We start from the raw sequence: 12,232 nt of genomic DNA, 5'->3' as shown, positions 1-12,232 counted from the left end.
GGTTGCCCCTGGTATCGAGTGATCGGTTTCAAGTCGTGCGGTGGCTCGGATTTTGAGGCGCTGCCGGGTGAGGTGTCAGCGCTCTCCTTCAGACAAATCGACGGATGAGCCGCTGCCACTATGATCGCCTGAGCGGACCGCTTGGCCGGCTGCTGATGCACCGTGCCGAATAGTCTCGGCACGCTTCATGCGTCGCGCCCAATCGGGTTGCCCTTCGGCCGAAGTGCTCGCGGCCGACGCACCGGTTTCCCCACCTCCGCCGAGTGCGGCGGCTGCACGACGCAACGGGCTCATGGCAGCCGAGGCGCCAGCCTCGGCAACACCAGCAATGCCTCCGCTTCGATAGGCGGCGGACGCTCCACTCAAGACGGCGCCCCCGCCGCGCGCGGCCCCAGCAATCGCGCCGCCAGCGAGACCAACACCGCCGGCGGCAAGACCCGCGCCAGCCGCAACAATGCCGCCAGCAGCAAGGCCTGTTCCAATCGCGGCGCCGGCGCCGAGTTGAGGTCCGCCCGACACTAGGCCGTTTGCGATACCCAGACCGAAGATGCCGAGGCCGAGCAAGGAAAGCGCCGCGAGCACCAGCGTCATCGCGTCTTCGATGGTCGGCTGTGCACCGCCGAAACCTGCGGTGAACTGCGAGAACAGGGTGGAGCCGATGCCGACGATGACGGCCAGGACCAGGATCTTGATGCCGGAAGATATGACGTTGCCCAGAACGCGCTCCGCCGCGAAGGCGGTCTTGCCAAATAGCCCGAAGGGAATGAGCACGAAGCCGGCCAGTGTCGTGAGCTTGAATTCGATCAGGGTGACAAAGAGCTGGATCGCCAGAATAAAGAAGGCGAGCAGCACCACGACCCACGCGAACAGGAGAACGACGATCTGGACGAAATTCTCGAAGAAACTGATATAGCCCATCAGGTTGGAGATCGAATCAAGCAATGGTCGGCCGGCATCAAGGCCGACTTGAGCGATCTTTCCGGGCCGCAGGAAATCCGATGCGGAGAGGCTTGCGCCTGATGCTTTCAGGCCAAGACCGGCAAAGCTCTCGAAGACGATGCGCGCCAGACTGTTCCAGTTACCGATGAGGTAGGCGAAGACCCCTACGAAGAGCGTCTTCTTGACGAGACGCGCGATGATGTCCTCATCAGTTCCCCAACTCCAGAACAACGCTGCGAGCGTAATGTCGATCGCAGCAAGGGTCGTTGCGAGATATCCGACATCGCTCCCCAGCAGCCCGAAGCCGTTGTCGATGTAACGCGTGAACGTTTCCAGGAACTGGTCGATGATCCCCGTACCGGTCATGGTTTGCTCACCTCAGGCGCCACCAGTTTTGGATATCCCAGCGGGATCCGGCTTTGGTCCTTTGGAAATAGCGCCACGCCGGGGGCGGAATCGTCGTGGTTTGGAACCGCGGCACCGTCTTTCTTGCCAAAGAAGCGACGGCGGTTTTCGGCCCAAACTTGCTTGCAATGCTCATAACCCGCTGCTTCCTCCGCAGTGACGCTACGGCAGCGCGCGAGGTCTGAACTGGTTGCGTCTGTCATCTGCTCCGCTTTCGGCGGCGGAGGACCGTCTCCGCCGCGAAGCTGAATCGTGCAGGCAGTGACGACCAACACGCCAATAGTCGTAAGCAGCGACAACGCCTTGAATGCCCGGATGTCGGTCATCAGTGGAACATCTGCACGTTAGATGATTGATAGCCCTGCCCTGGCGTAAGAAACCGCCGGAGCTGTTCGCGGCCCTGGTCCTGGGCCGCCGCGCGTTGCGCGAGTTCAAGGCTTTGCGCCCTGCCCTGCGCCGTCACGACAGCTGTGAGGTCGGCGAGCTGCTGCGCGTTCAGCGCGAGAATCTGGTTGCCAGCCTGTGTTGCCTGCAAGGCACCGATAGCGCCTTGGCTTGAGCTAACGAGCGCGGAGGTCTGGACGCGGTTGGTGTCGAGGTTGCCAACGATGCCGGCCTGGACGCGAAGCGCGTCTTGCGTTGCGGCATACGAATTCTGCCAGCGCGATTGGGCGTTGGCGATCAGCAATTGATTCGACTGGCTGCTGGTCGCCGGTGCATAGCTGGTCGAGAAGGCACGATCGATCTGTTGCACGTCGTATGCGATGCGCTGGGCCTGGGCCAGCAATTGCTGGGTGCGCTGTATCGAGGATTGCAGTTGCTGCAGCGACGAATACGGCAGGTTTGCCAGGTTCTTCGCTTGGTTGATCAACATCTGCGCCTCGTTCTGTAGCGAGGTGATTTGATTGTTGATCTGCTGCAGCTCTCGTGCCGCCGTCAGGACGTTCTGAACGTAGTTATTGGGATCGAAGACGATCAGCGCCCTTGCAGGCATCGTGACGCCCAGGATCAGCGCGACCGTGCCAGCAGCCGCCAATAGACCAAGACGCCTCATAGCGATTTCTCCAGATTGATGAGATTGGGGATTAGGTCGAGAGCCCAGCCGACGCCACGGTGATGAAGCCAGGCCGCTACGAAGCCATCAGGTCCATGTTCGGCGAGGAGTTGCGAGACGGCTGCCTGATCTGTCTTGGAAGAGGCTGCGGCAAAGGCCAGAGCGACCTCGCCAAGGCCAAGGTCGAACATCCGGTTGCCGCGACGGGACTGGCAGTAGTAGTCGCGCTTTGGCGTTGCCCGGCTCAGAAGCTCGATCTGCCGGTCATTGAGGCCGAAGCGGCGGTAGATGGCAGTGATCTGCGGTTCGATCGCCCGTTCGTTCGGCAGCAACAATCGCGTTGGGCAGCTTTCGATGATAGCTGGCGCAATCGCGGAGCCATCGATGTCCGAAAGTGACTGGGTGGCGAAGATGACGGACGCATTCTTCTTCCGGAGCGTCTTCAGCCATTCCCGGAGTTGACCGGCAAAATCTTCGTCGTCGAGGGCAAGCCAGCCCTCGTCGACAATGAGAAGTGTGGGCCGGCCGTCGAGTCGGTCTTCGATCCGATGAAAGAGGTAAGCCAAAACGGGTGGGGCAGCGCTCGTTCCGATCAACCCTTCAGTCTCGAACGCCTGAACCGAAGCCTCGCCAAGGCGCTCGAATTCGGCATCAAGCAGGCGCCCGGAGGGACCGCCCAGGCAATAGGGCTGCAGGGCCCTTTTCAGAGAATTGGATTGCAGCAAGACCGAGAGGCCCGTCAGGGTGCGCTCCTCTCTCGGCGCCGAAGCGAGAGACGTCAGCGCCGACCACAGATGATCCTTGACCTCCGGCGTGATCTCGACCTTTTCCCGCGCCAGGATCGCGCCGATCCATTCCGTGGCCCATCCGCGCTCGACGGAATCGTCGATCCAGGCCAAAGGTTGCAGCGCGACGGGGTTTTCGTCCCCGTCAGACAGCGCACCGCCGAGATCATGCCAGTCGCCGCCCATGGCGAGTGCAGCCGCCCGAATCGAACCACCGAAATCGAACGCAAAGACCTGCGAGTTCGGATAGCGCCGGAACTGTAGCGCCATCAGAGCTAGCAGGACCGACTTGCCGGCGCCGGTCGGCCCTACCACGAGCGTGTGGCCGACGTCGCCGACGTGGAGGGAGAATCGGAATGGGGTCGATCCCTCGGTCTTCCCAAACAGGAGCGGCGGGCCCTTGAAGTGTAGATCCCTCATCTCGCCGGCCCACACGGCGGACATCGGAATCATGTGGGCGAGGTTGAGGGTCGACACCGGTGGCTGCCGCACATTGGCGTACACATGGCCCGGCAAGCCACCGAGCCAGGCTTCGACGGCGTTCACCGTCTCGATCATGCAGGTGAAATCGCGCCCCTGAATGACCTTCTCGACCAGCCGCAGCTTTTCATCGGCGGTACTGGGATCGCGGTCCCAGACGGTGATGGTTGCCGTGACAAAGGCTTGTCCGACCTGGTCGGACCCCAGTTCTTGCAACGCCGCGTCGGCATCAAGCGCCTTGTTGTGGGCGTCGGTATCGAGCAGCGTCGACGCCTCGTTGGTCATGACCTCCTTGAGAATGGCGCCGATCGACTTTCGCTTGGCGAACCACTGCCGCCGAATCTTTGTCAGCAGCTTGGTGGCATCGGTCTTGTCGAGCATGATCGCCCGGGTCGACCAGCGATACGAGAACGCCAGGCGGTTCAGGTCGTCCAGGATTCCCGGGGTCGTGGCGCCCGGAAAGCCAACTATCGTCAGGACTCGCAGATTGGCTGAGCCCAACATCGGCTCGAGCCCGCCAGTGAGTGGCTGGTCGGCTAATAGCGCATCGATGTACATGGGAATCTCGGGCACTCGAACCCGATGACGTTTGGTCGAGATCGTTGAATGCAGATAAGTCAGCGTATCTTGATCATCGAGCCAGGCGCATTCCGGCATGAACCCTTCAAGGAGGCCGAGCACGCGGTTGGTTTGGTCGATAAACCCGCGCAGCACCTCCCAGGCATCTGCTCCAACGGTGCGGTCGCGACCTTCATAGAGCAATCGCTCCGCCTTAGCCGCTCCCTCCTCCGGAGGCAGAAAGAGGAAGGTCAGGAAATAGCTGGACTCGTAATGAGCGCCCGCCTCCTCGAACTGAGCCCTGCGTTCCGCGTCCACGAGCGCGGACGCGACATCCGGAAATGTACTCGGAGGATAGGCCCCAGCGAAATGACGCTGCGCCTCAACAAATACGGCCCACCCGGATCCGAGGCGACGTAGCGCATTGTTCAGACGGCCGGCGACGCCGACAAGTTCGGCCGGCACCGCGCTGTCAAGGTCAGGCCCCCGGAACTTTGCCGTCCGCTGGAACGAGCCATCCTTGTTTAGGATGATTCCCTCGTCGACTAGGGCTGCCCAGGGCAGGAAGTCGGCGAGGCGTGCGCTGGAATGGCGGTATTCGGCAAGGTTCATCATGACCGAGAGCTCAGGTGTTGAGATGACCGGGGATACGCAGATGTCGGCGCACCACATCGACAAAGCGGGGTCGCGCTTGGCGGCCCAGACGGCGGCCATGTGGCCGATGAACCAGAGGACGAGACCCGCGATCCAGAGCCGCAGCCCCAGCCCCAGGGCTGCCGCAAGCGTGCCGTTGACGATGGCAACCGATCGTGGCGCGCCGCCCAGCAGGATGGGCTCGGTCAGTGCGCGATGAACAGGCACAACAAAGCCCATGACAAGTTCATCCATCAGATCACCACGCCACCGCCGAAAGAGAAGAACGACAGGAAGAAGCTCGAGGCGGCAAACGCGATCGACAGACCGAACACGATCTGGATCAGCCTGCGGAAACCACCCGACGAATCGCCAAACGCGAGCGTGAGGCCTGTCACCACGATGATGATGACGGCGATGATCTTGGCGACCGGCCCTTCCACCGACTGCAGGATCTGATTGAGTGGCTGCTCCCACGGCATGTTCGATCCGGCAGCCCATGCTGGCGCCGCCCCCAAAACCACCGCACCGAACACGGCCAACGGCGCACCTCGAAGAAAGCTAAATTGCTGACGCATGTCAGTCTCCTGCTGTTGAAAGGCTGTAGTCACCGGTGGTACCCAGCCCTGAGACGGCGGCGAGTTCAGCGAGGCGGCGGTCAGCGCCGCGTCCCACCAGCACGGCGACGAGGTTGATGGTCTCGGCGATCAGGGCGCGCGGAACCGTGATGACGGCTTCCTGGATGAGCTGCTCGAGCCGCCGCAGCGCACCGAGCGCGGTACCCGCATGAATGGTCCCAATGCCGCCTGGATGCCCAGTCCCCCAAGCCTTGAGCAGATCGAGCGCCTCGGCACCTCGGACTTCGCCAATCGGAATGCGATCGGGACGCAGGCGCAGCGAAGACCGAACGAGGTCCGATAGCGTGGCCACGCCGTCCTTGGTCCGGAGCGCTACAAGATTGGGTGCTTTGCACTGAAGTTCGCGCGTGTCTTCGATCAGCACGACCCGATCGGAGGTTTTCGCTACCTCGGCCAGAAGCGCATTCGTCAGGGTTGTCTTTCCGGTTGATGTCCCACCGGCGACGAGGATGTTCTTCCGTGCAGCGACCGCGTCCTTCAGGGTCCTGGCCTGCTCCGAGGTCATGATCCCGCTGGCGACGTAGTCGTCCAGCGTGAACACGGCGACGGCTGGTTTGCGGATAGCAAAGGCCGGTGCCGCAACGACCGGAGGCAACAGACCTTCGAAGCGCTCGCCTGTTCCGGGCAGTTCGGCCGAAACCCGTGGCGCGCCGGAATGCACCTCTGCACCTACATGATGCGCTACCAAGCGAACAATGCGCTCGCCATCCACGGCCGACAGAGTTTCGCCTGTGTCGATCAGGCCGTTCGACAACCGGTCGATCCACAGCCGCCCATCCGGATTGAGCATCACCTCGATGATCGCTTCGTCTTCGAGGTAGCCGGCAATCGCGGAGCCGAGCGCGCTACGCAGCATTCGCGCACCGCGCGAACTCGCTTCCGATTGAATGGAATGGATTGCCACCGTTAGCCCCACCGAATGAGGACGAAAGAGCGTCCTCAGATGGAGTGATTAGAAAAGGTGCCAGTGGACTTGGCGCAACAAGCGCTTTCCGTGATCGTAGGCTGGCGTAGAAAAAGAAAGTCTGAGAACTACTCGCGAAGTCCCCGGGTTGATGCGAAGCCCGCTCGGAACATCCATTCAGAGCGGCGGGCAAGACCGCACGTTCAAAATCCCGAAGAATCGAAACGGACGCATTACCGTTTCCGGGCGAACTCGATGTCATCCAGCTCTTGAATGAGCCGGCTCGACGTATGGTCTCGGCAGGATCAAATCGTTGCGCGCAAACCTCAGGAGCTCGACGCGATAACTTCATGAACGAGACGACAACATGGATCAGCTCTCTACGAAATAGGCCGAGGTCCCAGCCGGCTGTCCAACCCTGTTCGCCCGTGTCATGGGGCCGTTGGCTTGCCAGCGGATTGCCGTCCCTCTTCTTCCAGCCAATCGCAAAACACTGCTGTTTGTGAACCGCTTTCCCTTCCTGCCGGCAGGTACGCGAAGTAGCTCCTCGCCGGAAGGCTGACGTCTGGAAACGGCGCGATTAAGCGGCCCGCGGCGACGTCATCGCCGATCAGAGCAGTCGGTCCCATTGCTACTCCTAAACCATCGATCGCCGCCTGAATGGTCAGGAAGAAGTGATCGAATGTTAGCGTCGCTGTGGGGGTAAGGCGAGGATGTCCGGCCTTCACCAACCAATCTTGCCAAAGCCGTGGCATCGACGTGACATTCAGCAGTGTGTGCTGCGCGAGATCAGAAATTTCCTCCAGGGGAAGTTTCGCGACCAATGCGGGGCTGCAGACCGGCAGCCGCCGCTCCGAAAGAAACAGCCGCGACGTGAAGCCATGAAAAGAATCCGGGCCACCGCGGATGACTACGTCGAAGTTGTCGGCGAGCGCATCGATCGGGTCGTTCGAAGTGGTGAGGCGGACCTCGATATCCGATCGCTCGTCGCGAAAACGGCTCAGCCGTGGAAGCAGCCAGCGCATGCTGAACGTCGCCAGTGCATTGACGCGCAGCACGGCCGCCGGCACTTCGCCGTGGGTTGCGCGATGGCGCTGGACGGCGAACGAAATGCGGTCGAGCGCCGGGCTGAGCTCTTCGAATAGCGCCGCGCCGGCCGGCGTGAGCGAGACGCGCCGCGTCGAGCGCCAGAACAGCGCCGGCGCCCCCAACCGGTCCTCAAGCAGGCGCACCTGCTGACTGATCGCGCCATGCGTCACGCCCAATTCGCTGGCCGCCTCCTTGAAACTGCCGAGGCGGGCTGCCGCTTCGAAGGCGCGGACGGCGTTGAGCGGTGGCAAGGTCCTGCGCTGGACGGGAATACTCATAAGATAGAGATCCTAACTCATAGATCGATTATTACTGGTTTGCGACGGTCGCCTCAATAGTCCAGGATGAATTTGTCATGAGGCACCAGTGGATCGGCGGGTCCGAGACGGATCACAGTGTAGATTTTCTCTCTTCAGCCCGGAAGCGGGAGGAATTGACGTGAACGACGCGGCGATGGGGGCTGGGAGCCGTCCGCGCGAAACCGCATCAGGCTCGTCGGCCCCGGCGAAATCGCGCAGCCTGCTGGCTGCGTGCCTCACCCACGCGCTTCATGACGGCTATACCGACGGTCTCTATGCCTTCCTGCCGGTCTGGCAGGCGCAGTTCGGCCTGTCCTATGCGGCGCTCGCCGTCGTGCGCGCGCTGTATTTCGGGACGATGGGGGGCATGCAGATTCCGGCCGACCGAGCTCTTCGCGGCTTGTCGCCGCGCGCGGCGCTGATCCTGTCCACCGTCGCTGCGGCGGCGGGCTTGCTGATCATGGCGCTGCCGTTCGGCTTTGCGGGTCTTTGCGTCGGCCTCGTCATGGCCGGCATCGGATCGAGCATCCAGCACCCACGCGGTTCGATGCTCGTCACCGACAGCTACGGCACGGCGTCGCGACATCCGCTCGGCATCTACAACTTTTCCGGCGATCTCGGAAAAGCCGTGCTGCCGGCGCTAGTCGCGGTGCTGCTGCCGATCTTCGCCTGGCAGTCGGTGTTGGGCTTGATGGCGGTGCTTGGAATCGTCCTGGTGGCCGCGCTGGTGTCGCTGGCACCGGCGGCCTCCGTGACGAGGAATGTTACGGGAGAGGCGACGTCCGGCCGCGGCCGCGGCGGCTTTGGTATCCTCACGACGATCGGCGCGCTCGATACGGCGACCCGCATGGGATATCTGCTGTTTCTGCCCTTCCTCATCCATGGACAGGGCGGGGACTTGCCGGCCGTCGGATTGGCGCTTGCCGTGCTGTTCATCGGTGGCGCGTTCGGCAAGGCGACATTCGGCTGGCTCGGCGAGCGGCTGGGTGTCGTCGGCAGCGTCGTGGTGACGGAGGCCGCAACCGCCTTGCTCATCGCGGCGACGCTGTTCACGCCATTGACGCCAACGTTCATCCTGCTGCCGTTGCTCGGCATCGTGCTGAACGGCACCTCTTCGGTGCTCTATGGCACCGTGCCGGAGCTTTCCGACGGCGATACGGAGCGGGCTTTCGCGGTCTTCTATACGAGCGTCATCGGCGCAGGAGGTCTCGCGCCGATCCTCTACGGCGCGATTGCCGATCACAGCAGTCAGAAGATCGGCGTGCTGGCCTCGTCGGCGACTGCCGTCCTGGTCGTCCCACTCGTGCTGGCGTTGCGGCCCCATCTGCGCAGCTCCGCCGCGGGACCGTGCGAAAAGTCCGTATGATGGCGGTGCCGGATGGGCGGCTGAACGGCCAAAGCCGCCGCGCCGTCCGCATTCAGCCGGTCACCGTCCGGATCATCATCCCATCCACCACATGGAGGTTCGCTCAATGGATACCATCTCGCAGGCGCCGCTCATTCTGATAACGGGTGGAAGTCGGGGCGTCGGCGCGGCGACTGCGCGGCTTGCTGCCGCACGGGGCTACGATGTCGCGATCAGCTTCGTCTCCAACGAAGCTGCCGCCCTTGCAGTGGCGGCTGATGTGGAAGCCGCGGGGCGCCGTGCGTTGCCGGTGCGCGCAGATAGCGCGGATCCGGAGCAGGTGGCACAGCTCTTCGCGGCGATCGACCGGGAGTTCGGCCGGATCGATGTGCTGGTGAACAACGCTGCGGTCCTTGCGCGGCAGTCCCGGCTGGAGGATCTCGGTTTCGGGCGGATGCAGCGGATCTTCGCCGTCAACGCGATCGGCCCCATTCTCTGCGCACAGCAGGCCGCGAAGCGGATGTCCTATCGTCACAACGGGCGGGGCGGCTCCGTGATCAACGTCTCATCGGCGTCGGCCCGGCTCGGCAGTCCGGGCGAATATCTCGACTACGCCGCGTCTAAGGGCGCGCTGGAGACGTTCACGACCGGTTTCGCCAAGGAGGTCGCGCGCGATGGAATCCGCGTCAACTGCATTCGCCCCGGACACATCTACACCGAGATGCATGCGAGCGGCGGAGAGCCGGGGCGGGTAGATCGCGTCAAGGACTCGATCCCGATGGGACGAGGCGGTCAGCCTGAAGAGGTCGCGCGGGCAATCCTGTGGTTGGCCGGCGCCGAGGCTTCGTTCGTCACCGGTACGTTCCTCGATGTCACCGGTGGCAAGTGAGCAACAACACTGCGCCTCGATCATCGCTGAAACAACTCTCACACCATCACCTTTGCCTCAGCATCACTCGAAGAAAAAGAAAAAAAGCGCATGGCGTGCGCCCTCTTGCTTGCGCAGTTCGTTCGGGCCATAGCACGCCCAGCTTTTTGCCAGCTGGCTAAATTGGTGCGCCGCAGGGCTGGCGCACAAAACGGAGGGACTGAAGCGAGAACGTATCTTGGCCACCAAGTCGGGGTTAGTCGCCCGCCTCTGAGCGCGGGTATCTTCCGAACCTCGCGCTCAAAACTAACGTCGCCCCAGCGCCGCGGCAATCCTACAAATACTCCCTTCATCTTGCCTGCGCAGCCATGTGCGCATCGTTTGGTAATGGTATTGTAATGTTTACGCGAAAGGATGAAGAGAGCCAATGTCTCAGTCGTCAAACAACGTCGCGCTCCCCCTCTGGATCTGCCGACAGCAGCTCGGGACATCGAGCAAATGCTGCGCCCCGTCTGTCCGCTCCGTCCGCCGATAGAAACTAGGCAACGGCCGATCAACAATCGGCAGCAGAAAAGATCGATGTCTTTCTCCTCCTTGGGGCTATGGTTGAGACCGGCCCTTCATCCTAAATGAGAGTGGATCAACAGAGCCTGTCCGAGGTGAGACTAGAACAGGCACCAATGGATTTGGCGCAACAGCCGCTTTCGTTGATCGTAGACCGACGTGCAAAGAGAAAGACTGAGAACCGGTCTTTGTCGCGCTACTCAAGCCTATCGGGTCGCTGTCAGTTGCTACTCACCACTTCGCATCATCATCTCCGGGCAGGAGGACAACCGAGTCCTCAAAGTGACCAACTGACTCGACAGCGTTGGAACTAGAAGCCGGCCTGAAGAAAGAGATCGAGCCCATCCATGAAGCAACGCATCGGCGCCAGGGCAGTGCGAACCAGATCAACGCGGCGATCTGCAGTGCTACATTGAGGTTAAGCGCGACTTGGTAGGCCCGGACGGACCTTTGGCCATCATTCCCAGACCATTGCTCCAGGATCAGGCCTGTTGCGTATTGTGCCAGGAATGCCCAACCAAAATGCAACACGTTCAAGGCACCATTGGCACGACCGGCAAGCTCCGGCGGAAAGTAATCCGCCATCACCGCGAAGCTCACCACGGTTGCGGCTCCCGTAATTGCGACAACGCACCACGGCAAGAAGGACGGCAGTGGCGCTCGCACGGTCAAGGCTAGCTCAGCTAGAATAAACAGCACTGCGACTATCACCAAGATAGTCTCCGTCGCCGCTCCTCTTCGTCTGATATAATGGACTATCGCACCGAACAACCACGCGCCACAGCTCAATACGATTGACATGATGAGCAGCCGCGCAACGAGACTTGCACGATCAAGTCCCTCTACGTCTTTGAGCCATGGGGATGCCCACAATCCCTGCAAAGACCAGGCCGATCCAACGCAAGTGGCCGACAACGGCGCCATTCGCCAAAAGCGTCGATCTCCAAAAACATCGCTTAGGGTCGTGGCGGTTGACGTCGATGGGACAATGCCTCGTTCGGGCACGACGACATGGATCAAAATGGCCGTCAAACCGGTCGCGGAGGCTAGGATCTTAAAGAGTTGCCGCCAGCCCATCCAGGCGAGCAGGTGTTCAACGGGAGCCGTAGCAGTCACCGCTCCTAGCGAGCCGAGCATGACCATGTAGCCGTTCAGCAAGGCAACGCGCTCCCTGGGGAACCAAAGGACGATGGATTTCAGACCTGCTGTGAACGCAGCCCCCACGCCAAGCCCGATCATCGCACGCCCGATCAAGAGGGGAAGGAACCCGGTCGATACCGCGAAGAGTGCGGCGCCCGCCGCGGCTAGCAAGAGCAGAACACTCTGGACGCGACGCGGTCCAAAGCGGTCCAATAAGATTCCGATGGGGATCTGAGCCGCCGCGAATACCAGGAAATAGACTGACGTCAGCAATCCGAGGTCGGCGGTCCCAAGACCGATATCCGAGCAGAGATGACCGGCGATCAAAGCGTTGATCGTTCGAAACAGATACGAAAGATAGTATCCAGCAGCAAACGGGAGAAAAACGCGCGCGATGAGAACCCATGTCCCGGGAATTTGCATGCTGGCCCTTTGCTCTCAGCTCGTGGGAGCCGATAGCGCGTTCAGCTTTTATGGGCTCGCTTAAATTGCTGCCGTCGCAGACCGGCGTATAAAAAGAAAACACAGTTG

The 12,232-nt window shown here is 61.6% G+C and carries 10 protein-coding genes and 1 pseudogene; 2 read left to right on the top strand and 9 right to left on the bottom strand.

The window, feature by feature from the left end:
• Positions 1–75 precede the first annotated feature (75 nt).
• From trbL to XH85_RS16400, 8 genes and pseudogenes are all read right to left on the bottom strand, one after another.
• Complete coding sequence (trbL, locus tag XH85_RS16435) at positions 76–1,305, bottom strand: P-type conjugative transfer protein TrbL (RefSeq protein WP_128932627.1); 1,230 nt, start codon at positions 1,303–1,305, stop codon at positions 76–78.
• Positions 1,302–1,670 (bottom strand): putative entry exclusion protein TrbK-alt, encoded by a 369-nt coding sequence (gene trbK-alt / locus XH85_RS16430; RefSeq protein WP_128932626.1) that lies wholly within the window; start codon positions 1,668–1,670, stop codon positions 1,302–1,304. The genes trbL and trbK-alt overlap by 4 nt, the downstream gene beginning before the upstream one ends.
• Positions 1,670–2,398, bottom strand: a complete 729-nt coding sequence (gene trbJ / locus XH85_RS16425; protein ID WP_128932625.1) for a P-type conjugative transfer protein TrbJ — start codon at positions 2,396–2,398, stop codon at positions 1,670–1,672. The genes trbK-alt and trbJ overlap by 1 nt, the downstream gene beginning before the upstream one ends.
• Positions 2,395–4,836, bottom strand: coding sequence for a conjugal transfer protein TrbE (trbE, locus tag XH85_RS16420; RefSeq protein WP_128932624.1), 2,442 nt, complete (start codon positions 4,834–4,836; stop codon positions 2,395–2,397). Before trbE ends, trbJ begins: the two co-directional genes overlap by 4 nt.
• Before the next feature lie 10 nt (positions 4,837–4,846).
• Positions 4,847–5,109: pseudogene (locus tag XH85_RS48045) on the bottom strand (VirB3 family type IV secretion system protein).
• Entirely contained in the window at positions 5,109–5,432 is a 324-nt protein-coding gene (locus tag XH85_RS16410; RefSeq protein WP_128932623.1) for a TrbC/VirB2 family type IV secretion system protein, read from the bottom strand. The pseudogene XH85_RS48045 and the gene XH85_RS16410 overlap by 1 nt, the downstream one beginning before the upstream one ends.
• Position 5,433: 1 nt before the next feature.
• The gene (gene trbB / locus XH85_RS16405) at positions 5,434–6,348 is read right to left on the bottom strand and encodes a P-type conjugative transfer ATPase TrbB (RefSeq protein ID WP_206734892.1); all 915 of its coding nucleotides are present in this window, start codon (positions 6,346–6,348) and stop codon (positions 5,434–5,436) included.
• 479 nt (positions 6,349–6,827) lie between these two features.
• Positions 6,828–7,763 carry a LysR substrate-binding domain-containing protein gene (locus XH85_RS16400; protein ID WP_128932621.1) on the bottom strand — a complete coding sequence of 312 codons (936 nt, stop codon included), beginning with the start codon at positions 7,761–7,763 and terminating at the stop codon, positions 6,828–6,830.
• Positions 7,764–7,938: 175 nt separating this feature from the next.
• On the opposite strand from XH85_RS16400, the gene XH85_RS16395 reads away from it, so the two are divergent.
• Positions 7,939–9,150 (top strand): MFS transporter, encoded by a 1,212-nt coding sequence (locus tag XH85_RS16395; RefSeq protein WP_128937299.1) that lies wholly within the window; start codon positions 7,939–7,941, stop codon positions 9,148–9,150.
• Positions 9,151–9,256: 106 nt separating this feature from the next.
• Entirely contained in the window at positions 9,257–10,018 is a 762-nt protein-coding gene (locus XH85_RS16390) for an SDR family oxidoreductase (RefSeq protein ID WP_128932620.1), read from the top strand.
• 774 nt (positions 10,019–10,792) lie between these two features.
• On the opposite strand, the gene XH85_RS16385 is transcribed toward XH85_RS16390, so the two are convergent.
• Entirely contained in the window at positions 10,793–12,124 is a 1,332-nt protein-coding gene (locus XH85_RS16385) for an MFS transporter (RefSeq protein WP_128932619.1), read from the bottom strand.
• Between the last annotated feature and the right edge of the window lie 108 nt (positions 12,125–12,232).

The sequence above is a fragment of the Bradyrhizobium zhanjiangense genome (genome assembly GCF_004114935.1).
Taxonomy (GTDB): Bacteria; Pseudomonadota; Alphaproteobacteria; order Rhizobiales; family Xanthobacteraceae; genus Bradyrhizobium; species Bradyrhizobium zhanjiangense.
The sequence above is the reverse complement of the archived record's forward strand: the minus strand, read 5'-3'. Positions and strand labels throughout refer to the sequence as shown.

Bases quoted from the DNA above. Each gene is read 5' to 3' on its own strand.
- trbL (WP_128932627.1), bottom strand. From the start codon at position 1,305: ATGACCGGTACGGGGATCATCGACCAGTTCCTGGAAACGTTCACGCGT.
- trbK-alt (WP_128932626.1), bottom strand. From the start codon at position 1,670: ATGACCGACATCCGGGCATTCAAGGCGTTGTCGCTGCTTACGACTATT.
- trbJ (WP_128932625.1), bottom strand. From the start codon at position 2,398: ATGAGGCGTCTTGGTCTATTGGCGGCTGCTGGCACGGTCGCGCTGATC.
- trbE (WP_128932624.1), bottom strand. From the start codon at position 4,836: ATGATGAACCTTGCCGAATACCGCCATTCCAGCGCACGCCTCGCCGAC.
- XH85_RS16410 (WP_128932623.1), bottom strand. From the start codon at position 5,432: ATGCGTCAGCAATTTAGCTTTCTTCGAGGTGCGCCGTTGGCCGTGTTC.
- trbB (WP_206734892.1), bottom strand. From the start codon at position 6,348: ATGCTGCGTAGCGCGCTCGGCTCCGCGATTGCCGGCTACCTCGAAGAC.
- XH85_RS16400 (WP_128932621.1), bottom strand. From the start codon at position 7,763: ATGAGTATTCCCGTCCAGCGCAGGACCTTGCCACCGCTCAACGCCGTC.
- XH85_RS16395 (WP_128937299.1), top strand. From the start codon at position 7,939: ATGGGGGCTGGGAGCCGTCCGCGCGAAACCGCATCAGGCTCGTCGGCC.
- XH85_RS16390 (WP_128932620.1), top strand. From the start codon at position 9,257: ATGGATACCATCTCGCAGGCGCCGCTCATTCTGATAACGGGTGGAAGT.
- XH85_RS16385 (WP_128932619.1), bottom strand. From the start codon at position 12,124: ATGCAAATTCCCGGGACATGGGTTCTCATCGCGCGCGTTTTTCTCCCG.